Origin of the sequence: Xanthomonas sp. LMG 12461, assembly GCF_009192935.1 — a bacterium.
GTDB lineage: Bacteria > Pseudomonadota > Gammaproteobacteria > Xanthomonadales > Xanthomonadaceae > Xanthomonas_A > Xanthomonas_A sontii.
Genome location: NZ_NQYT01000061.1, coordinates 44318 through 63056 on the forward strand (window position 1 = coordinate 44318; position 18739 = coordinate 63056).

Consider the following 18739-nt stretch of genomic DNA (forward strand, 5'->3'; position numbering starts at 1 on the left):
GGCGCCCGTGGCGCGCACCGGGAGCCCGGCGGCGCCGGACCTGGCGCAGATGGTAGACGAGTTCGGCACCGACATCGGCCCACGGACGGGGCCGCAGCCCAGTCAGCGCAAGGCCCGGCGTTCCGACAAACGGTCTTCGCACCGTCCTCAAGTCCCGTGCACCGGCGGCCGCTACACCCCTTATCGCGCCGTCCGTCTGCTGTTTTCTCCCACCCCACCGGCAGCATGAATGAACCTACCCGCCCACCCCGCCGACGCGGGGATCGATGACCATATTCGCGCCGTCGTCGGCTTGTCCGACCAGTTGCTCGGCCAGTTGCGCCGCTCGCTGCAGGGGATCGACGCGATCAACCGCACCACCCACATGATCTCCATGAACGCGCGCATCGAGTCGGCGCGGATCGGCGCCGCCGGACGCGGCTTCAGCGTGATCGCGCAGGAAATGGACGGGCTGTCGCGACGCGTGGCCGAGGCCACCCAGGACCTGGACAAGGTCGCCGCGCGCACCAGCGCGGAGATGCGGCAGACACTGGGCCGCCTGCAGGACGACGTGCGTCGCACGCGGCTCAGCGAGCTGGCCCTGAGCAACATCGACCTGATCGACCGCAACCTCTACGAGCGCAGTTGCGACGTGCGCTGGTGGGCCACCGACGCCGCGGTGGTCGCCGCGGCGCGTGCCGACAGCGATGCCGAGGCGCTGGCCTACGCCTCGCGGCGCATGGGCCAGATCCTGGATTCGTACACGGTCTACTTCGACCTGATCCTGGCCGGAAGCGATGGCCGCATCCGCGCCAACGGCCGGCCACGGCAGTTCGGCTCGGTCGGCAGCGACGTCTCCGCGCAGCCATGGTTCGAACACGCGATGCGCACGCGCAGCGGCGAGGAATTCGGCTTTCAGGACGTGCATGCCAGCGCGCTGGCCGACGGCGAGCGCGTGTTGGTGTACGCATGCACGGTGCGCGACGGCGGTCGCGTCGATGGCCGCGTACTAGGCGTGCTGGGCATCGTGTTCCGCTGGGACGCGCTGGCGCAGACGATCGTGCAGCGCACGCCGCTGTCCGAATCCGAATGGGGCCGCAGCCGCGTCTGCATCGTCGATGCGCAGGGCCGGGTGCTGGCCGACTCGGCCGGGCGCATGCTGCAGGACCGGATCGACTTCGACGGCCGCGATGCCTTGTTCAAGCAGCCGCGCGGCGCCGTGCTGATCGATCTCGACGGCCGGCCGCACTGCATCGCGCACGCCGCCTCTCCCGGCTACGAAACCTACCGCACCGGCTGGCACTCGCTGATCCTGCAGGCGCTGTAGGAAATATTATTGGAAGGTCAGCCAAGGAAGCATCCAAGGGCGCTTGTCGGCGTCACCTGAGCGTGATAGAAATCGCGCAATCGCGCTCGATACGCTCGTCCATGGATCCAGCACCACTAGAGCAAGGATGTACCGCAATGCACAGGTTTCGTCGCTCCTGCGTTATGCGCTTGCTGTGCGCTTTTGCGCTATTAGGCGTGTCGCCACTCTCTTCTGCCGACATGTTCGGCAAACCCGAAGATATCGCCCGCAGCTGGGTCGGTCACGACGCCGGCGAATTGATGATGCAGTGGCCGGTAGACCGTGGCCTGTACACCTCTGAAAACCCCGAGACTCACGAAACCGCCTATACATACAACTTCGGTGTCGATGCGCACTACCGCACCGACTACTGGACCACGCAGGGCGCAGTCGTCGGCATGACCCCGGGCGGCGGGGGCATGGCGCCCACACCGATCTTCGAACAGAACGAGCACAGCCAGCAGGTGTATGTGCCGGCCGAACATCACTGCGAAGTCACCTTCATCGCAAATGCCGAGGGCATCATCACCCGCTACGACTTCGCCGGCAGCAAATGCGATCCTTACTTCCGAAGCTGGGGCCGGCCAAAGAAAAGCAAGTAAGCACAGCGCAGGTAAGCCAGCGCTTCATCATACCTACAGGGGCAGATCAATGACCGCAAAGAAACCGCTCGTCCGCTTCGCTTGGTCGGCTATCGCATTGACACTACTGGCGATGGCCGCATCCGCGATGGCCTCAGAAGTACGGCACGGCGAGATCGTGGCGCTGGAGCCGATCGAGAACAAGAATACGGACGTGCCTGAGCGCACTAAGAAGATCACCGATGTCGCGTCCAAGCTCGGCGGCATGGCTGGCAGCATTTTGGGTTTGAAAGCCAGCAATGCCAACGTCGGCGCAACGGCAGTGGCCGCTGGCGCCGGCGAAGCCGCAGGCAAGACCGTCGGCGCCAAGATCGCCGGCAATGGCCCGGCGGCGCACTATATGGTTAAAGTCCGCTTCGACAACAAGACGCAAGTGGTGGTCTCCAAGCCCAGTGCCGAGGTGTCCGGGCTGGCGGTCGGCAGCCGGGTCAAAGTGACCGGTAGCGGAGAGGACATGCGCATCGAAGCCGAGTAAGCGCAGCGCCAACGGCAGCCGGTTCACAACGGCGATAGGACAGACACAAAAAAAGCGCCGCACGGCGCTTTCTTTGTGGACGACGCCAGGCGGCTTACTTCGCCACCACCTTGACCATTTCCAGGCACTTGTTGGAGTAGCCCCACTCGTTGTCGTACCAGGACACCAGCTTGACGAAGGTGCCGTCCAGGGCGATGCCGGCATCGGCGTCGAAGATGGAGGTGCGCGCGTCGCCGCGGAAATCGGTGGCCACCACCTTGTCCTCGGTGTAGCCAAGGATGCCCTTCAGCGCGCCTTCGCTCTGCGCCTTCACCTCAGCGCAGATCTCGGCGTAGGTGGCCGGCTTCTCCAGTTCCACGGTCAGGTCGACCACCGACACGTCCGAGGTCGGCACGCGGAAGCTCATGCCGGTGAGCTTCTTGTTCAACTCCGGGATCACCACGCCGACCGCCTTGGCCGCACCGGTGCTGGACGGAATGATGTTCTCCAGGATGCCGCGGCCGCCGCGCCAATCCTTGTTGCTCGGCCCGTCCACGGTCTTCTGGGTGGCGGTGGCCGCGTGCACGGTGGTCATCAGGCCGCGCTTGATGCCCCACTTGTCGTTGATCACCTTGGCCAGCGGCGCAAGGCAGTTGGTGGTGCAGCTGGCGTTGGAGACGATGGCCTGGCCGGCGTAGGTGCTGTCGTTGACGCCATACACGAACATCGGCGTGTCGTCCTTCGACGGCGCCGACAGGATCACCTTCTTGGCGCCGGCGTCCAGGTGCTTCTGCGCGGTTTCCTTGGTCAGGAACAGGCCGGTGGACTCGATCACCACGTCCACGCCGACCTCGCCCCACTTCAGCGCCGCCGGATCGCGCTCCTGGGTCAGGCGGATCTTCTTGCCGTTGACCAGCAGATGATTGCCGTCGACCGACACCTCCGCCTGGAAGCGGCCGTGCACGGAGTCGTACTGCAGCATGTAAGCCAGATAATCCGGCTCGAGCAGGTCGTTGATGGCGACGATCTCGATGTCGCTGCCGAAATTCTGCACCGCCGAGCGCAGCACGTTGCGCCCGATGCGACCGAAACCGTTGATGCCGACCTTGATTGCCATTTCAGTAGCTCCTGCGGCCGCGCCTGGCGCGGCGGATGGAAGGGGAAATCCCATTCTAGCAGGCCGGCCGCGCCACGCCGGGCACGCCGGTTTGATCAGGATCAAGGCGGCATGGGGCGGCGCGCCGGACACTGCGCCCACACCCAACCGAGACTCCACCATGCGCACCACCTCCCCCCTCCTGCTCGCCGGCCTGGCCGCCGCCCTGACCCTGTGCGCCCTGCCGGCGCTGGCGCAATCGCAAGGCGACTGGACCATCGGCATCGGCGCCCACCAGGTCAACCCGAAGTCCGACAACGGCACGCTCGCCGGCGGCACCCTGCCGCTGCGCATCGACAGCAACATCCGCCCGACGGTGACCTTCGAGTACTTCGTGCACCAGGACCTGGGCGTGGAAGTGCTGGCTGCGCTGCCGTTCGAGCACGACATCAGCGTCAAGGGCGTGGGCAAGGTCGGCAGCACCAAGCACCTGCCGCCGGTGGTGTCACTGCAGTACCACTTCAACAGCGCCGGCAAGGTCTCGCCGTTCGTCGGCGCCGGCCTCAACTACACCACCTTCTTCAGCGAGAAGACCACCGGCGCGCTGGCCGGCAGCAAGCTCAAGCTGGACGACTCCTGGGGCCTGGCCGCGCATGCCGGCGTGGACATCGCGCTCACCGACAAGTCGGCGCTGCGCGTGGACATGCGCTGGATCGACATTGACAGCAAGGTCAAGGTCAACGGCAGCGACCTGGGCACCGCGCACATCGATCCGCTGGTGTACGGCCTGGCCTACGTGATGAAGTTCTGAGACGGGCGCCGGCGCCGCTGCGACCTGCGGCGCCGGCGGCAACAGGATCGGCGCCGCTCGCGGCAGCGGCGCCATTCCGGAGCATGGCCGTACCGGATCGACGCGCGGGCCGCACACGCGGCCTCGCCGGAGCGCAGCGCGTCCGCCCCGCTTCTCTGGCAGACTACGCGCCACACGGATGTGGATCGGTGCCCGCCAGGCCGACACGGGGTTCGCATCCGCCCACTCGTCGTCCACCGGGGTCTCCCATGCCGCCACGCCTGTTCCGTCGCCTTGCCGTCGCCGCCCTCGCCAGCATCGCCCTGCCCGCCGCGGCGCAGTCGGCCGGCCACTTCACCACCAGCTATGGTCTGCACGGCATGGTGCCGGGGTCGTCCAACGGCACGCTGCGCGGCAGCGACCAGCGCTTCGACGCCGACGTCGCGCCGGCCGTGTCGTTCAGTTACGAATACTTCTTCCGCGGCAACCTCGGCGTGGAAATCCAGGGCCTGGTCGGCCAGCAGAAGATCGGCCTGGACCGCGGCGGCGATATCGGCAGCGCCTGGATGCTGTCGCCGACCATCTCGCTGCAGTACCACTTCAACGGCAACGGCGACATCTCCCCGTTCGTCGGCGCCGGCCTCAACTACACCGCCTTCCTCGGCAGCGACGGCAAGGGCGCGTTCGCGTCCAACGACGTGAAGTTCAAGGACAGCATTGGCCCGGCGCTGCATGCCGGCGTGGATTTCGCGGTCGGCGAACGCAGCGCGATCCGCGTGGATGCGCGCTGGACCGGCATGCGCAGCGACGTGAAAGTGGACGGCAGCACGCTCGGCAAGGCCAAGCTCGATCCGGTCACCTACGGCGTCGCGTACCTGATGTATTTCTGAGCCTGCAGCCGGGTCGCGTCCTCGGATGCGGCTCGGCGCGGTCGGCGACGCCGTCTGGCACCGGCGTCCGCCGTGCTGAGCGGCAACGCAACAGACCTGACGCGCGTCATGGCCGCGTCGTCGGCGCCGGCTAGAATCGGCGCATGAAAATCTCTCCCTTCGTTCGCACCGCGCTCGCCGCGGCCCTCGCCGCCGCACCGTCCGCCGCCTTCGCCTGGGGCCCGCTGGGTCACCGCCTGGTCGCCGATCTCGCCGACACACAACTCACCCCGCAAGCCCGCGCGCAGGTCCGCACCCTGCTGCAGGGCGAACCCGACCCGACCCTGGCCGGCGTCGCCAACTGGGCCGACCAGCTCCGCGAACACGATCCCGACCTGGGAAAGCGCAGCGCGCGCTGGCACTACGTCAACCTGGCCGAGAACGACTGCCACTACGAACAGACCCGCGACTGCCCGGACGGCAACTGCGCGGTCGAGGCGCTGCGCCGCCAGGCCGCGATCCTCGCCGACCGCAGCCAGCCGCAGGCCGCGCGTGCGCAGGCGCTGAAGTTCGTGGTGCATTTCGCCGGCGACGTGCAGCAGCCGCTGCATGCCGGCTACGCCCGCGACAAGGGCGCCAACACCGTGCAGATCCAGTTCGAGGGCAAGGGCAGCAATCTGCACTCGCTGTGGGACAGCGGCCTGCTGCGCAGCCGCGGACTGGACGAGCAGGCCTACCTGGCCGAGCTGGAAAAGCAGCCGTTGCCGGCGCCCTCGCCGGCGGGCAGCGCGCTGCCGCCGCCGGCCGCGGCGTGGGCCGAGGCCTCCTGCAAGATCATGCTGCGTCCGGGCTTCTATCCGCCCGGCGCCACGCTGCCGCCCGATTACGTGACGACCTGGCGCCCGGTGGCCGAGGCGCAGTTGCGCCAGGCCGGTGCGGATCTGGCGGCCACGTTGAACGCAGCGCTGGGCAAGTAAGCCCGGCGCACCGTGCAGGAGCGGCTTCAGCCGCGATGGGCTTTCCTGGGCAAACCTATCGCGGCTGAAGCCGCTGCTACGAGAGCGTCACGCAGAATTCAACTGTGCCCGCGTCCAGCGCACGATCTCGGCGGTGCCGATGGCGCCGCTGTGTCGGCCGAGTTCGCGGCCCTGGCGCAGCAGGAGCAGCGTCGGGATGCTGCGGATGCCGAAGCGCCGGGCCAACGCCGGCTGCGCGTCGCTGTCCAGCTTGCCCAGGCGCAGCCGCGGCTCGAGCTGCGCGGCCGCGGCGGCGAAGTGCGGGGCCATGGTCCGGCATGGGCCGCACCACGGCGCCCACACGTCCACCAGCAGCGGCAGCTCGCTGCGCTCGGCATGCGCGGCAAACGTCTCGGCGGTCAGCGTGACCGGTGTGGCGTCGAACAAGCCGCGATGGCAGCGTCCGCATTGCGGCGCGTCCGTCAGTTTCGCCTCCGGCACCCGGTTGAGCGCGGCGCAGTGCGGGCAGGCGACATGCAGCAGCGTGGTCATGCGCCGGCCTCGATGCTCTTGTCGCCCAGCAGCACGGTGCCTTGCGCATCCTTGACCGTGACCTGCACGTCGATGCCCTGGCGCACGCTCTGGGTGACCACGCAGAACTGCTCGAACTGGGCCAGGATCCGTTCCAGCTGCGCGTAGTCCTGGTTGGCGACGGGCAGTTGCAGTTCCACCGAGGCCTGCGGAATGCGCCAGAACCCTTCCGGATTGCGCATCGGCGTGGCGGTGATGTGCGCGACCACGCCGGCCGGATCGTTCTTGTACTTGCGCATCGCGAACAGCAGGCTGGCCGCCAGGCAATTGGCGATGCCGGCCAGCAGGATGCGCGTGGGATTGGGGCCGCGCTCCTGGCCCAGCGGCGCGGTTTCGTCGCTCAACCAGGGCTCCAGCGTGGTTTCGTCGAAGCGAATGCGGAACGCGAAGTCCGTGTCCTGCTCGAGGGTGACGCGGATCGGATCGCCGATGGGCATCGTGGAAACTCCACTTCGCAGAAAGGGATTTCGACTCTACGCCAGCACCGGTAACGGCGTGTGGACGCAGCCTTGCGCTCACATCGCCGCTTCGCGCCGTGCCAGCGGGTAGTACAGCAACGGGATGACCAGCAGGGTCAGTGCGGTGCTGACCAGGATGCCGAACAGCAGCGCCACCGCCAGGCCGTTGAAGATCGGATCGTCGAGGATGAACAGCGCACCCAGCATCGCCGCCAGGCCGGTCAGCACGATCGGCGGTGCGCGCACCGCACAGGCCTCGATCACCGCCTGCTCGGCGCTGCGTCCCTGCGCCAGGGCATGGCGGACGAAGTCCACCAGCAGGATCGAATTGCGCACGATGATGCCGGCCAGGGCGATCATGCCGATCATGCTGGTCGCGGTGAACTGCGCGCCGAGCAGGGCATGACCCGGCATCACCCCGATCACCGTCAGCGGAATCGGCGCCATGATCACCAGCGGCAGCAGATAGCTGCGGAACTGTGCCACCACCAGCAGATAGATCAGCAACAGGCCCACCGCGTAGGCGATGCCCATGTCGCGGAAGGTCTCGTAGGTGATCTGCCATTCGCCGTCCCATTTCACCGCGAAGTCGGCGGTGTCGACCGGCGGCGCGATGAAATGCTGCTGCAGCGTCTGCCCATCGAGCCGGTGGCTGCGCAGTTGCCCGACCAGGTCGAACATGCCGTATAGCGGGCTGTCCAGGCGTCCGGCTTCGTCGCCGGTGACGTACACCACCGGCCGCAGGTCCTTGTGCGCGATGCTGTCGTCCCAGGGCAGGCGCTGCACCGTGACCAGTTCCGACAGCGGCACCAGTTGCCCATCGCCGCCGCGTACGCGCAGCGCCAGCAGGCGCGCGCTGGCGGCCTGTGCGGCGCCCGGCAGGCGCAGCCGCACCGGCTGTGCCACCTTGGATGTGCCATCGTGCAGCCAGGTGACGTCCAGACCCTGCACCGCCGTGGCCAGGGCATCGGCGATGGAGGCCTGACTCACGCCCAGGCGCGCGGCGCGCACGCGGTCGACCACCAGCGTTTCGCGGGTGGCGGCACTCTCCACGCTGGTGTCGACATCGACCACGTTCGGCGTGCGCAGGAAGCGCCGCTCCAGCGCCAGGGCGAGCTGGCGGCTGCGCGGATAGTCCGGCCCGTACACCTCGGCCACCAACGGTGACAGCACCGGCGGCCCCGGCGGCACCTCCACCACCTTCAGCGAGGCGCCATGCCGGCGTGCGATCGCCGCCAGCGGCGGACGCAGCGCGCGGGCGATGGCATGGCTGTGGCGCGTGCGCTGGTGTTTGTCGACCAGGTTCACCTGCAGGTCGCCGACGTTGTTGCCGCTGCGCAGGAAGTACTGCCGCACCAGGCCATTGAAGTTGACCGGCGCCGAGGTCCCGGCATAGCCCTGGTAGTCGTGCACCTCGGGCGCGCGGTCGAGCACCCCGGCCAGGTCCACCAGCAACGCATCGGTGTCCTGCACGGTGCTGCCTTCGGGCAGGTCGACCACGATCTGCAGTTCCGATTTGTCGCCGAACGGCAGCATCTTCAGCACCACCCACTGCAGCCCGACCAGGCCCACCGCGGCCAGCAGCAGTGCCGCAATGTCGGCGAACAGCCAGCCGCGCCGGCGCGCGCCGCGGACAGGATCCAGGAATGGGTGCAGCAAGCGCCCGAACAGGCGCTGCAGGCGCGGTGGCGCGTCGCCCCGCGCGTGTGCCTGCGCGGCTTGCGCCGGCACATGCCGCTTCAGCAGCTTCAGCGCCAGCCAGGGCGTCACCACCAGCGCGATCGCCAGCGACAGCAGCATGCCGACCGAGGCGTTGATCGGGATCGGCCGCATGTACGGCCCCATCAGGCCGCTGACGAAGGCCATCGGCATCAGCGCCGCGATCACGGTGAAGGTGGCGAGGATGGTCGGGCCGCCGACCTCGTCCACCGCCGGCGGAATCGCCTCGCGCAAGGTCTTGCCGCCGGCGCGCAGATGGCGGTGGATGTTCTCCACCACCACGATGGCGTCGTCGACCAGGATGCCGATGGAGAAGATCAGCGCGAACAGCGACACGCGATTGAGGGTGAAGCCCATCGCCCACGAGGCGAACAGCGTGAGCGCCAGGGTCAGCACCACCGCGCTGCCGACTACGATGGCCTCGCGCCAGCCCAGCGCGAACAGCACCAGCAGCACCACCGAGGCGGTGGCGAACACCAGCTTGTGGATCAGCTTGGCGGCCTTGGCCGCCGCGCTGGTGCCGTAGTCGCGGGTGACCTCGGCATGCACGCCCTGCGGCAGCAGTTCGCCGCGCAGGGCCTGCAGGCGCGCGCTCACCGCGCGGGTGAGCGCCGAGGCGTCGCTGCCCGGCTTCTTGGCGATGGCCAGGGTCACCGCCGGCGCGCGCCCCTGCGCCGGGCCGCCGCGCGTGGGCGGCGTGCCGTACCACACGTAGGCCGTGGGCAGGTCGGCACCGGCCTGGGTCTGTGCCACATCGCGCAACTGCAGCGGCCGGCCGTCGTGCACGCCGATCACCAGCTCGCGCACGGCGTCGGCATCGGCCAGGAACCGCCCGGCGCTGAGCGGCACCGCACCGCCGCCACCGATGCGGTCGCCGAGCGGACGCACCACGTTCGCCCCCTGCAGCGCCTGGCCGAGGTCGGCCACGGTGAGGTCGTAGGCGGCCAGCCGCGCCGGATCCAGCGTCACCGTGACCACCCGCGGCGGCGCGCCGATGCTGTAGATGTCGCGCGTGCCAGGGATGCGCTTGAGTTCGGTCTCCAGGGTGCGCGCGATCGCCCCCAGGTCGGCGGCGCTGCGCTGCGGATCGTCGCTCCACAGGGTCACGCTCATCACCGGCACGTCGTCGATGCCCTTGGGCTTGACCAGTGGCGCGCTGGCGCCCATCTGCGTCGGCAACACGTCCAGGTTGGAATACACCTGGTTGTACAGGCGCACCAGCGCGGTCTGCCGCGGCACCCCGACCTGGAATTCGACGGTCAACACCGCCTGCCCGGGGCGGCTCACCGAGTACACGTGCTTGATACCCTCGATCTCGTCGAGCTTCTGTTCCAGCGGCGTGCTCAGCAGCTGTTCGACCTCGCGCGCATCGGCGCCCGGCAGCGACACGAACACGTTGGCCATGGTCACGTCGATCTGCGGCTCTTCCTCGCGCGGGGTGATCGCCACCGCCGCCAGACCAAGCAGCAGGCCGAGCAGGGCGAGCACCGGCGTCAGCGGATTGGCCTGGAAGAACGCCGCCAGGCGGCCGGACATCCCGAAACCGGCAGCCATCTCAACGCTCCGCCAGCGCGCGCCGCTGCGCGGCCAGCGCCTGCCCGGCAGCGACCGGATCGCGCACCACCCACTCGCCCGTGCGCAGCCCGGCCAGCACTTCCACGCGCTGCGCATCGCGCTGCCCGATCCGCAGCTGCCGCAGGCTGAGCCGACCGTCGGCCAGCACATAGGCCGCGCTGAGTTCGCCCCGCTGCAGCAGCGCCGACAGCGGAATGCGCAACGGCGCCGCCTCCGCGGCATCGCCGGCAACCAGCGGCATCTCGACCTTGGCCGTGGTACCGGGTGCCGGGGCCGGCTGCAGCGCCGGCAACGGCACCCGCACCGTGACGCTGTGGCTGCGTGGATCGGCGGTAGGGAACACCGTCATCTGCGGAATCTGCAGGAGGCGTCCATCGTCCAACCGCACCTGCACGCGACGCGCGGCGCGGACAGCGTCCGCATCCGACTGCGGCACCTGCACCTCGATGCGCTGCGCGCCGGGCACGTACAGCGACAGCAAGGCCTGCCCGGCCGCCACCGCCTCGCCCGGCTGCACCTGACGCGCGCTGATGACGCCCGCAAACGGCGCGCGCACCACGGTGTAGTCGGCCGGCTGCTGCGCCTGCGCCAGTTGCGCGACGGCGGCAGCGCGTGCGGCGTTCGCCGCATCGCGGGTGGCGCGGGCCTGGTCCAGTTGCGCGCGGGACACGTATTGCGCCCCGGCCAGGGACACATAGCGGCGATAGCTGGCCTCGGCCTCGTCGGCGCTGGCCGTGGCGGCACGCACTTGCGCCTGCGCACTGGCCACGCTGGCGCGCTGTTCCACCGCGCTGAGTTGCAGCAGCACCTGGCCGGCGGCGACCCGGTCGCCCACATCCACCGCGACGCTGCGCACGCGCCCGCTGGTCTGCGCGCTGAGATCGGCGTACTCCACCGCGGTCACGACGCCGTCCCAGGAGCGCGAGGCCATGGCCGCGGGCTCCACCGGCACAGTCGCCAGCGCCGGCAACGGCGGCGGCGCGAGGCTTTCGGCGTCATGGCGACAACCAGCGAGCGCCAGCGCCGCGAGCGCCACGAGCGCGCCCACCGGGGGTGCGCGACCGCTGCCGCGGGCCGGCGCAGCGGCAGACGCAAGCGTCCCGCGCCGCCGTCCAGCACGCCAGGCACAGCGGATCGGCCAACGAAGCACACGCATGATCGAACTCCAGAGGAAAGGGCGCATCCGCGCCGTCGGTGGGCACCCCACCGCGGCAGATCGGGCGCGGCCGCCCGAGGCTGGCCGCGAGATAAATTAGAATTTTCTTATATTAGAGTCAACTGATATGATGGCCGCACTTTCCCGCCGAGCACCCCCAATGCCCGCCTCCTCCGCCCAAGTCCTGGTCGACCGCGCACGCGCGCAGATCCACGAAACCCCTGCCCACACCGATGCCGCCGCCACGCCGCTGCCCGGCGAGTGGATCATCGACGTGCGCGAACCCGGCGAGTTCGCCATGGGCCATCTGCCCAACGCCATCAACATCCCGCGCGGCATCCTCGAATTCCGTCTCGACGCCGATCCGGCGCTGGCCCGACGCGACCAGCCGATCCTGCTGTACTGCGCCAGCGGCGGCCGCTCCACCCTGGCGGCACTGAGCCTGCAGCATCTGGGCTACACCGCGGTGCGCTCGCTGACCGGCGGCTTCCTGGGCTGGACCGCGGCCGGTGGCCCGGTCGATTTCTGAGCCCATGCCGCGCCGCGCCGCAACCGCCCTGGACCCTGCTGCGATGCGCGCGCACGCCAGCGAGGCGGCGCGCCTGCTGAAGGCGCTCGGCAACGAGAAGCGGCTGCTGCTGCTGTGCCTGCTGGTGGACCACGAGCAATCGGTCGGCGAGCTCAACGCACGTGTGGAGCTGAGCCAGTCGGCGCTGTCGCAACACCTGGCGCTGCTGCGCGAGGATGGACTGGTGCAGACCCGCCGCGAGGGTCAGACCATCTATTATTCGCTGGTGCCCGGCCCGGTGCAGCACATCCTCGAGGTGCTGCACGGCATCTACTGCAGCGCCGCGCCACCTGCCGCCACCCGGAGCGATCGATGAGCCAGCATCCGCACGTCCACGCCTTCCACCACGCCGGTTCCGGCACCTGGAGCTACGTGGTCGAGGACGGCCACGACGCCGCGGTGATCGACCCGGTGGTCGGCTACGACCCGCAGACCGGCGCACTGGACGACGCACCGTCGCAGGCGCTTGCCGCCTGCCTGGACGCGCGCGGGCTGCACCTGCGCTGGATTCTCGAGACCCACGCCCACGCCGATCATGTCTCCGCCGCGCAATGGTTCAAGCAGCGCTGGCCGCAGGCGACGCTGGCGATCGGCGACGGCATCCGCGAGGTACGCGCCCGTTTCGCGCCGCAGTTCGGCTTGGACGCGGAAGCGCAGGCGCGCTGCGGCTTCGATCACCTGTTCGCCGATGGCGAGCGCTTCGCGATCGGCAGTGTGCACGCGCAGGTGATCGCCGTGCCCGGCCATACCGGCGACAGCGTCGCCTACCTGATCGGCGATGCGCTGTTCCCGGGCGATTCGCTGTTCATGCCCGACAGCGGCACCGCGCGCTGCGATTTCCCCGGCGGCGACGCGGCCACGCTGTACCGCTCGATCCAGCGGCTGTACGCGCTGCCGGAGGCGACGCGCGTGTTCGTGTGCCACGACTACGGCGCAGGCGGCCGCGCGGTGGCCTGCCAGACCAGCATCGGCGAACAGCGCCGCAGCAACATCCATGTGCGCGATGGCATCGAAGAAGCGGCCTTCGTGGCCTTGCGCCAGGCGCGCGATGCGACGCTGGCCGAGCCGCGGCTGATGCAGCCGTCGGTGCGCGCCAACATCCAGGCCGGCCGCACCGACGACCTGGCGCCGCCGGCGGCGTGAGCAGGCAGCGCGCCGCCGGCGCGCTAGGATGCGGAGTTGCGACAGCGCTGCGCGACCGTAGGCGCGCGCGCCGCCGCGCCCTGTCGCATCGCCTCCCCTATCCCGCTGGAGTGACCCATGACCCGACCGCTGCGCCGCCTGCTGTGCCTGTGCACCTTGATCGCCGCCACCGCGATCGCGCCGGTCTCGGCGCAGACGCCGCTGACCGTGTTCGCCGCCGCCAGCCTCAAGGAATCGCTGGACGAGGCCGCCAGCGCCTACCAGCGCGCCAGCGGCACCCCCGTGCAGGTGTCCTACGCCGCCAGCTCCACGCTGGCCCGGCAGGTGGAACAGGGCGCGCCGGCGGACGTGTTCGTGTCCGCCGACCAGGAATGGATGGACTACCTGCAGCAGCGCAAGTTGATCGATCCGGCACTGCGCCGCGACCTGCTCGGCAACACGCTGGTGCTGGTGGCGCAGGCCGCCAGCAAGGCGCAGGTCGACCTGCGCAAACCCGGCGCGCTGCTCGCCGCGCTCGGCGCGCAGGGGCGCCTGGCGGTCGGCCAGACCGCCAGCGTGCCGGCCGGCAAGTACGCGCGCGCCGCACTGCAGGCGCTGGGTCAGTGGGACAGCGTGCAGCCGCGCCTGGCCGAGAGCGAGAGCGTGCGCAGCGCGCTGATGCTGGTGGCGCGCGGCGAAGCGCCGCTGGGCATCGTCTACGGGTCCGACGCCCAGGCCGAACCGAAGGTGCGGGTGGTGGCGACCTTCCCCGCCGACAGCCACGCGCCGATCGTGTATCCGGTGGCGCCGCTGCGGGCGAGCGCGCAGGCGAAGAGCGCTGCCGATTTCGTGCGTTGGCTGGGCACGCCACCGGCACAGGCGATCTTCCGTCGCCACGGTTTCTCGCTCGCCCGTTGAGGCCTGGCGTTGTTCGACTTCACCGCGCAGGAACTGACCGCGATCGCGCTGAGCGTCAAGGTCGCGCTGGTCGCGGCGCTGGCCAGCCTGCCGTTCGCCGTGGCCTGCGGCTGGCTGCTGGCGCGGCGCCGCTTCTTCGGCAAGTCGTTGCTGGACGCGCTGCTGCACCTGCCGCTGGTGATGCCGCCGATCGTCACCGGCTACGCGCTGCTGCAACTGTTCGGCCTGCAGGGGCCGATCGGCGGCTGGCTGTTCGAGCACCTGGGCGTGCAGTTCGCGTTCCGCTGGACCGGCGCGGCGCTGGCCAGCGCAGTGATGGGCTTCCCGCTGATGGTGCGGGCGATCCGCCTGGCCCTGGAATCCACCGACCGCCGCCTGGAAGCGGCCGCCGCCACGCTCGGCGCAGGCCCTTGGCGGGTGTTCTTCACCGTCACCCTGCCGCTGGCGTGGCCGGGCGTGGTCGCCGGCGGCGTGCTCGGCTTCGCCAAGGCGCTGGGCGAGTTCGGCGCCACCATCACCTTCGTCTCCAACATCCCGGGACAGACCCAGACCCTGGCCTCGGCGATCTACAGCCTGCTGCAGGTGCCCGGCGCCGAAGCCGGCATCTGGCGGCTGGCGGCGGTGGCGCTGGCGATCTCGCTGGGCGCCTTGCTGGCCTCCGAGTGGCTGGTCCGGCGCCAGCGCGGCGCGGAGGCGGATGCATGAGCCGCGCAAGCACCCGGAGCCTGCACCGATGCTGAGCATCGACCTGCACCTGCAGCGCGGCCGTTTCGCCCGTCACGTGCGCATCGAGGAACAGGCGCGCGTGGTCGCCCTGGTCGGTCCGTCCGGTGCGGGCAAGACCAGCCTGCTCAACGCCATCGCCGGGGTGCTGCCGCCGCGCGGCGGGCGCATCGCCATCGATGGCCGGGTGCTGTACGACAGCGCCGCCGGCATCGACCTGCCGGCGCATCGCCGTGGCATCGGCTACGTATTCCAGGACGCGCGCCTGTTCCCGCACATGGACGTGCGCCGCAACCTTGGCTACGGCCGCCACGGCCGCGGCCGGCCGGCGCGCTTTGCACTGGACGCGGTGGTCGAGCTGCTCGGCATCGGCGCGTTGCTCGGGCGGCGCCCCGACACGCTCTCCGGCGGCGAAGCGCAGCGCGTGGCGATCGGCCGCGCGCTGCTGTCGCAACCGTCGCTGCTGCTGTTCGACGAACCGCTGTCGGCGCTGGACGCGGACCGCCGCAGCGAACTGATCCCCTACCTGCAGCGCGTACGCGACGACGTGCGCCTGCCGATGCTCTACGTCAGCCACCAGGCCGAGGAAGTGGCACGCATCGCCGACGCGGTGCATCGGCTGGACTGACGCCGACATCGCGTTCACCCGGGCCGGCGAGACTGAAGGCCCCGCCACGGCAGACTGCGCATGCGCCGCTACCGCAAGCTCGACTTCCCCACCCAGGACGTGCGCCGCTTCCTCGAGCCGGGCCCGGTGGTGCTGGTCAGTTCGGCGTGGAAGCAGCAACGCGACATCATGACCCTGGGCTGGCACATGGTGCTGGAGTTCTCGCCCTCGCTGCTGGCCTGCTGCATTTCCAGCGCCAACCACAGCTTCGCGCTGCTCCGGCGCAGCAAGCAATGCGTGATCAACCTGCCCACCGCCGACCTGGTCGACACCGTGGTCGGCATCGGCAATACCAGCGGTGCGGACCTGGACAAGTTCGCGCACTTCGGCCTCACCGCGGTGCCCGCCACGCACCTGGCGGCGCCACTGATCGCCGAGTGCTACGCCAGCTTCGAATGCCGCCTGCACGATGGCAGCCAGATCGGCAAACACGGCCTGTTCGTATGGGAGGTGGTCAAGGCGCACGTCGCCGCCTCGCCGAAGCGGCCGCGCACCCTGCACTACCGGGGCGACGGCCGCTTCATGCTGTCCGGCCCGGAGATCTCGCGGCGGCGCCTGTTCAAGCCGGAGATGCTGTAGTTCCCGGCAACGGACGAGGCAGACCGCACACTGCGATCGCGGCGCTCAGCGCGCGCCGCCGACGCGTCCCGACTGCACGCTGGCCTTGCCCTGTCGGACCTCGAAGGTGAACGCGTAGGCCAGCGTCACCGGCACCTCCTGCACCGACTGCGCATCGTCGCAGCGCCCCTCCTGCGCCGGCCGCTGCGCCGGATCGGCATAGGTGCAGATCGCCGCCGGCACGAAGCGCCAGTGCGCGACCGCGTCCTGCACCGCCTGCAGCAGATCGGCCATCTCCGGCTGCGCGCCCGCGCTGCAGTCTGGGCGATCGTTCAACAGGGCGCTGCGCTCCACCATGCCTTGCGCGGACAGGATCACCCGCACGCACACCGTGGTCGGGGCCAACGTGCGGCGCAGCGACGCGCCTGGCAACTGCGGCGTCGGCGCCTGCAGCGGTTGCGGCATGCGGAACACTTCCTGCGGCTGCATCCGATACGACTGCACCGCCGCTGCACCGGGCGCCGCGCCGAATCCTGTTTCCAGCATGCGCTGATCCACCGAGTCGATGCGCTGGGTCGGTTGCGGCGCGTCTTTCGGCACGTGGCTGGCGCAGCCGGAAAGGACCAACGCCAGCAGCATGCCGGTCCGCAAGTGCGCACTCATCGCACGGTCCGCGCCATGCCGCACAGCGGCGCGGCGCCGCCCTTGCCGGAGAACACCTTGTCGCACAAGCTCGCCAAAGTGTCGCCGGCATCCTCGCCCAGGCGATACCAGCGGTAATTCGCAGCATCGGCGACGCCAGCCGGCGCCTCCTCGGGGTACATTTCCACGTCGAACGCGACCGGGATCTTCACGCGGCTGGCCACAGCGCGTCCGTGCGCAGTCGCCGGCGAGAAGCGCCACTTCCAGGCGGCGGTGACCGCGGCAGCATCCAAGACTGCGCTACCGCTGCCATGATCCAGCACGCGCACGCCGCTCGGCGCCCCGTGCGCATCCACGTCGACCAGCAGGACCAGCTTGCCGGAGACGCCGGCACGCACCGCTTCATCCGGGTATTTCGGGGGCGGCATGTCGATCACCTTGGCAGGCCGCGCTCCGGTCCGCGCGGCGACCACCGACGCCTGCTGCACCGATCGTGCCGACGTGCCATCCACCTCGCTCGCAGCAAGATCGCGTGCCACGCCCGTGGCATCTGTTCCAGTTGGCAACGCCAGTGCCATCGCACTCCCGCTCAACGCGGCCAGCGTCACCGCCGCGAGGCCCAGACGACGACGCCAACCGCGCACCGCCGGACGCCGCAGCAAGGCAATGCGCTGGCACAGGACGCTGCCCGCCTGCCAATGGCAGCCCACCGGCAAGGCAAGCGCGTCCAACTGGGTCTGCAGCATCGCCTCGGCGTAATGCCGGCGCGTGCCGGGATGGCGAACCAGCACCGCGGCATCGCAAGCCAGTTCCTGATCCAGGCGGAAGCGCGTGGCCGCCCAGTGCAGCAGCGGATTGAACCAGTACACGCAGCGCAGCACGGCGAGCAGCAGATTGCTGCGGGTGTCGCCGCGGGCGATATGCATGCGTTCGTGCGCCAGCACCAGTTGCGCCTGCGGCGGCGGATAGCGCGCGGCGAAGTCCATCGGCACCACCACTTGCGGCTGCCACGCACCCAGCACCAGCGGCCCATGCAGCGCATGCTCGGCGACCAGCACGCCATCCTCGCCAGGTTGCAAGCGACCCAGGCTGCGTCGGTAGCGGCGCTGCTGCCGCCACAGCACGGTCGCCGAGGCCAGCGCACCCGCCAGCCACAACGAAAGCAACCAGACTGTGGCCTGTCCGCTCGCCGACACGCCGTCGCCTACCGACATCTGCGCCCGTGTCACGCCGACCAGCACCGCCGGCATGTCCAGCGCCAAGCCCGCCGGCAACGCTGGACGCCAGCCGCTCGGCAACAGTGCCGCCAGCAGCGCCAATGGCACCGCGATCCATAGCGCGTAGGCGATGCCGGCGCCGAACGCGCGCCGCATCGGCACGCGCAATGCCAGCACCGCCGCGATGGCCACGCTGACGACCAGCGCGGTACTCCCGAGGTCCCTCACGATCCCGTCAATGCTCATCGTCCAGCTCCTGGATCAGTCGTTTGAGTTCGGCGATATCGGCATCGCTGAGCTTGCCGCGTTCGCTGAAGTGCGCCACCAACGGCGCGATACGGCCGCCGAACAGGCGGTCGAGCAGGCCTTCGCTCTGTTGCTGCACCCACTGCGCGCGCTGCAGCAGGGGCGTGTACAGATAGCGGCGGCCTTGTTTGTCGGCGCGGATCGCGCCCTTGTTGAGCAAGCGGTTGAGCAGGGTCTTGACCGTGGGTTCGGCCCAGCCGCCATGCCCGGACAAGGCGGCGAACACCTCTTCGGCGCTGAGCGGGTGCCGCTCCCACAGCACCTCCATGACCACGGCTTCCGCATCGCTGATCGACATTTCGTTTACGCCCGTAAATTTTCAATGATTACGCGCGTAAACAAAACGCATGTCAAGCGTTTTTTTGCGCAACGACCGATGCCCTGGC

21 protein-coding genes are annotated in these 18739 nt (G+C 69.7%); 13 read left to right on the forward strand and 8 right to left on the reverse strand.

Going from position 1 to position 18739, the window contains the following annotated elements; translation table 11 throughout:
• Positions 1–229: 229 nt before the first annotated feature.
• The 3 genes from CEK68_RS15835 to CEK68_RS15845 all read left to right on the forward strand — a co-directional run bounded on the left by CEK68_RS15835 (position 230) and on the right by CEK68_RS15845 (position 2443).
• Entirely contained in the window at positions 230–1306 is a 1077-nt protein-coding gene (locus CEK68_RS15835; protein WP_017917380.1) for a cache domain-containing protein, read from the forward strand.
• 137 nt (positions 1307–1443) lie between these two features.
• Entirely contained in the window at positions 1444–1929 is a 486-nt protein-coding gene (locus CEK68_RS15840; RefSeq protein WP_152239963.1) for a hypothetical protein, read from the forward strand.
• Between the two features lie 112 nt (positions 1930–2041).
• Positions 2042–2443, forward strand: a complete 402-nt coding sequence (locus CEK68_RS15845; RefSeq protein ID WP_017917378.1) for a hypothetical protein — start codon at positions 2042–2044, stop codon at positions 2441–2443.
• 94 nt (positions 2444–2537) lie between these two features.
• Here the strand turns inward: CEK68_RS15845 and gap are convergent, their stop codons facing one another.
• The gene (gene gap / locus CEK68_RS15850; protein WP_017911669.1) at positions 2538–3539 is read right to left on the reverse strand and encodes a type I glyceraldehyde-3-phosphate dehydrogenase; all 1002 of its coding nucleotides are present in this window, start codon (positions 3537–3539) and stop codon (positions 2538–2540) included.
• Positions 3540–3699: 160 nt separating this feature from the next.
• Between gap and CEK68_RS15855 the strand changes: the two genes are divergently transcribed.
• The 3 genes from CEK68_RS15855 to CEK68_RS15865 all read left to right on the forward strand — a co-directional run bounded on the left by CEK68_RS15855 (position 3700) and on the right by CEK68_RS15865 (position 6154).
• A complete protein-coding gene (locus tag CEK68_RS15855; RefSeq protein ID WP_017917377.1) occupies positions 3700–4329 on the forward strand; it encodes an OmpW family outer membrane protein in 630 nt (209 codons plus the stop codon).
• A gap of 248 nt (positions 4330–4577) precedes the next feature.
• A complete protein-coding gene (locus CEK68_RS15860) occupies positions 4578–5198 on the forward strand; it encodes an OmpW family outer membrane protein (RefSeq protein ID WP_152239964.1) in 621 nt (206 codons plus the stop codon).
• A gap of 143 nt (positions 5199–5341) precedes the next feature.
• On the forward strand, positions 5342–6154 hold the full coding sequence (locus CEK68_RS15865; protein ID WP_152239965.1) for a S1/P1 nuclease: 813 nt from the start codon (positions 5342–5344) through the stop codon (positions 6152–6154).
• An 87-nt stretch (positions 6155–6241) separates the two neighbouring features.
• On the opposite strand, the gene trxC is transcribed toward CEK68_RS15865, so the two are convergent.
• From trxC to CEK68_RS15885, 4 genes are all read right to left on the reverse strand, one after another.
• Entirely contained in the window at positions 6242–6685 is a 444-nt protein-coding gene (trxC, locus tag CEK68_RS15870; protein WP_152239966.1) for a thioredoxin TrxC, read from the reverse strand.
• Positions 6682–7161: an OsmC family protein gene (locus CEK68_RS15875; protein ID WP_152239967.1), complete on the reverse strand. Its 480-nt coding sequence runs from the start codon at positions 7159–7161 to the stop codon at positions 6682–6684. Before CEK68_RS15875 ends, trxC begins: the two co-directional genes overlap by 4 nt.
• Before the next feature lie 78 nt (positions 7162–7239).
• Positions 7240–10455, reverse strand: coding sequence for an efflux RND transporter permease subunit (locus CEK68_RS15880; RefSeq protein WP_152239968.1), 3216 nt, complete (start codon positions 10453–10455; stop codon positions 7240–7242).
• A 1-nt stretch (position 10456) separates the two neighbouring features.
• Entirely contained in the window at positions 10457–11407 is a 951-nt protein-coding gene (locus CEK68_RS15885; protein ID WP_156117322.1) for an efflux RND transporter periplasmic adaptor subunit, read from the reverse strand.
• Positions 11408–11792: 385 nt separating this feature from the next.
• Between CEK68_RS15885 and CEK68_RS15890 the strand changes: the two genes are divergently transcribed.
• The 7 genes from CEK68_RS15890 (at position 11793) to CEK68_RS15920 (ending at position 16209) form a co-directional block, all read left to right on the forward strand.
• Positions 11793–12161, forward strand: a complete 369-nt coding sequence (locus CEK68_RS15890; protein ID WP_017909974.1) for a rhodanese-like domain-containing protein — start codon at positions 11793–11795, stop codon at positions 12159–12161.
• 4 nt (positions 12162–12165) lie between these two features.
• Positions 12166–12516, forward strand: a complete 351-nt coding sequence (locus CEK68_RS15895; protein ID WP_152181042.1) for a metalloregulator ArsR/SmtB family transcription factor — start codon at positions 12166–12168, stop codon at positions 12514–12516.
• Positions 12513–13343, forward strand: a complete 831-nt coding sequence (locus CEK68_RS15900) for an MBL fold metallo-hydrolase (protein ID WP_152239970.1) — start codon at positions 12513–12515, stop codon at positions 13341–13343. The genes CEK68_RS15895 and CEK68_RS15900 overlap by 4 nt, the downstream gene beginning before the upstream one ends.
• Positions 13344–13460: 117 nt before the next feature.
• On the forward strand, positions 13461–14240 hold the full coding sequence (gene modA / locus CEK68_RS15905) for a molybdate ABC transporter substrate-binding protein (protein WP_152239971.1): 780 nt from the start codon (positions 13461–13463) through the stop codon (positions 14238–14240).
• A gap of 9 nt (positions 14241–14249) precedes the next feature.
• Entirely contained in the window at positions 14250–14945 is a 696-nt protein-coding gene (gene modB, locus CEK68_RS15910) for a molybdate ABC transporter permease subunit (RefSeq protein WP_152239972.1), read from the forward strand.
• A 28-nt stretch (positions 14946–14973) separates the two neighbouring features.
• A complete protein-coding gene (locus tag CEK68_RS15915) occupies positions 14974–15591 on the forward strand; it encodes an ATP-binding cassette domain-containing protein (protein WP_152239973.1) in 618 nt (205 codons plus the stop codon).
• A 60-nt stretch (positions 15592–15651) separates the two neighbouring features.
• A complete protein-coding gene (locus tag CEK68_RS15920; protein WP_152181037.1) occupies positions 15652–16209 on the forward strand; it encodes a flavin reductase family protein in 558 nt (185 codons plus the stop codon).
• A gap of 45 nt (positions 16210–16254) precedes the next feature.
• Here the strand turns inward: CEK68_RS15920 and CEK68_RS15925 are convergent, their stop codons facing one another.
• The 3 genes from CEK68_RS15925 to CEK68_RS15935 are packed head-to-tail and all read right to left on the reverse strand — an operon-like array spanning position 16255 to position 18651.
• Entirely contained in the window at positions 16255–16851 is a 597-nt protein-coding gene (locus tag CEK68_RS15925) for a hypothetical protein (protein WP_152181036.1), read from the reverse strand.
• The gene (locus tag CEK68_RS15930) at positions 16848–18293 is read right to left on the reverse strand and encodes a TonB family protein (RefSeq protein WP_152239974.1); all 1446 of its coding nucleotides are present in this window, start codon (positions 18291–18293) and stop codon (positions 16848–16850) included. Before CEK68_RS15930 ends, CEK68_RS15925 begins: the two co-directional genes overlap by 4 nt.
• Entirely contained in the window at positions 18283–18651 is a 369-nt protein-coding gene (locus CEK68_RS15935; protein WP_010340889.1) for a BlaI/MecI/CopY family transcriptional regulator, read from the reverse strand. Before CEK68_RS15935 ends, CEK68_RS15930 begins: the two co-directional genes overlap by 11 nt.
• Between the last annotated feature and the right edge of the window lie 88 nt (positions 18652–18739).

Excerpts from the sequence above, each read along its gene's own strand:
- CEK68_RS15835 (WP_017917380.1), top strand. The coding sequence starts at position 230 with ATGAACCTACCCGCCCACCCCGCCGACGCGGGGATCGATGACCATATT.
- CEK68_RS15840 (WP_152239963.1), top strand. The coding sequence starts at position 1,444 with ATGCACAGGTTTCGTCGCTCCTGCGTTATGCGCTTGCTGTGCGCTTTT.
- CEK68_RS15845 (WP_017917378.1), top strand. The coding sequence starts at position 2,042 with ATGGCCGCATCCGCGATGGCCTCAGAAGTACGGCACGGCGAGATCGTG.
- gap (WP_017911669.1), bottom strand. The coding sequence starts at position 3,539 with ATGGCAATCAAGGTCGGCATCAACGGTTTCGGTCGCATCGGGCGCAAC.
- CEK68_RS15855 (WP_017917377.1), top strand. The coding sequence starts at position 3,700 with ATGCGCACCACCTCCCCCCTCCTGCTCGCCGGCCTGGCCGCCGCCCTG.
- CEK68_RS15860 (WP_152239964.1), top strand. The coding sequence starts at position 4,578 with ATGCCGCCACGCCTGTTCCGTCGCCTTGCCGTCGCCGCCCTCGCCAGC.
- CEK68_RS15865 (WP_152239965.1), top strand. The coding sequence starts at position 5,342 with ATGAAAATCTCTCCCTTCGTTCGCACCGCGCTCGCCGCGGCCCTCGCC.
- trxC (WP_152239966.1), bottom strand. The coding sequence starts at position 6,685 with ATGACCACGCTGCTGCATGTCGCCTGCCCGCACTGCGCCGCGCTCAAC.
- CEK68_RS15875 (WP_152239967.1), bottom strand. The coding sequence starts at position 7,161 with ATGCCCATCGGCGATCCGATCCGCGTCACCCTCGAGCAGGACACGGAC.
- CEK68_RS15880 (WP_152239968.1), bottom strand. The coding sequence starts at position 10,455 with ATGGCTGCCGGTTTCGGGATGTCCGGCCGCCTGGCGGCGTTCTTCCAG.
- CEK68_RS15885 (WP_156117322.1), bottom strand. The coding sequence starts at position 11,407 with ATGGCCTCGCGCTCCTGGGACGGCGTCGTGACCGCGGTGGAGTACGCC.
- CEK68_RS15890 (WP_017909974.1), top strand. The coding sequence starts at position 11,793 with ATGCCCGCCTCCTCCGCCCAAGTCCTGGTCGACCGCGCACGCGCGCAG.
- CEK68_RS15895 (WP_152181042.1), top strand. The coding sequence starts at position 12,166 with ATGCCGCGCCGCGCCGCAACCGCCCTGGACCCTGCTGCGATGCGCGCG.
- CEK68_RS15900 (WP_152239970.1), top strand. The coding sequence starts at position 12,513 with ATGAGCCAGCATCCGCACGTCCACGCCTTCCACCACGCCGGTTCCGGC.
- modA (WP_152239971.1), top strand. The coding sequence starts at position 13,461 with ATGACCCGACCGCTGCGCCGCCTGCTGTGCCTGTGCACCTTGATCGCC.
- CEK68_RS15915 (WP_152239973.1), top strand. The coding sequence starts at position 14,974 with ATGCTGAGCATCGACCTGCACCTGCAGCGCGGCCGTTTCGCCCGTCAC.
- CEK68_RS15920 (WP_152181037.1), top strand. The coding sequence starts at position 15,652 with ATGCGCCGCTACCGCAAGCTCGACTTCCCCACCCAGGACGTGCGCCGC.
- CEK68_RS15925 (WP_152181036.1), bottom strand. The coding sequence starts at position 16,851 with ATGAGTGCGCACTTGCGGACCGGCATGCTGCTGGCGTTGGTCCTTTCC.
- CEK68_RS15930 (WP_152239974.1), bottom strand. The coding sequence starts at position 18,293 with ATGAGCATTGACGGGATCGTGAGGGACCTCGGGAGTACCGCGCTGGTC.
- CEK68_RS15935 (WP_010340889.1), bottom strand. The coding sequence starts at position 18,651 with ATGTCGATCAGCGATGCGGAAGCCGTGGTCATGGAGGTGCTGTGGGAG.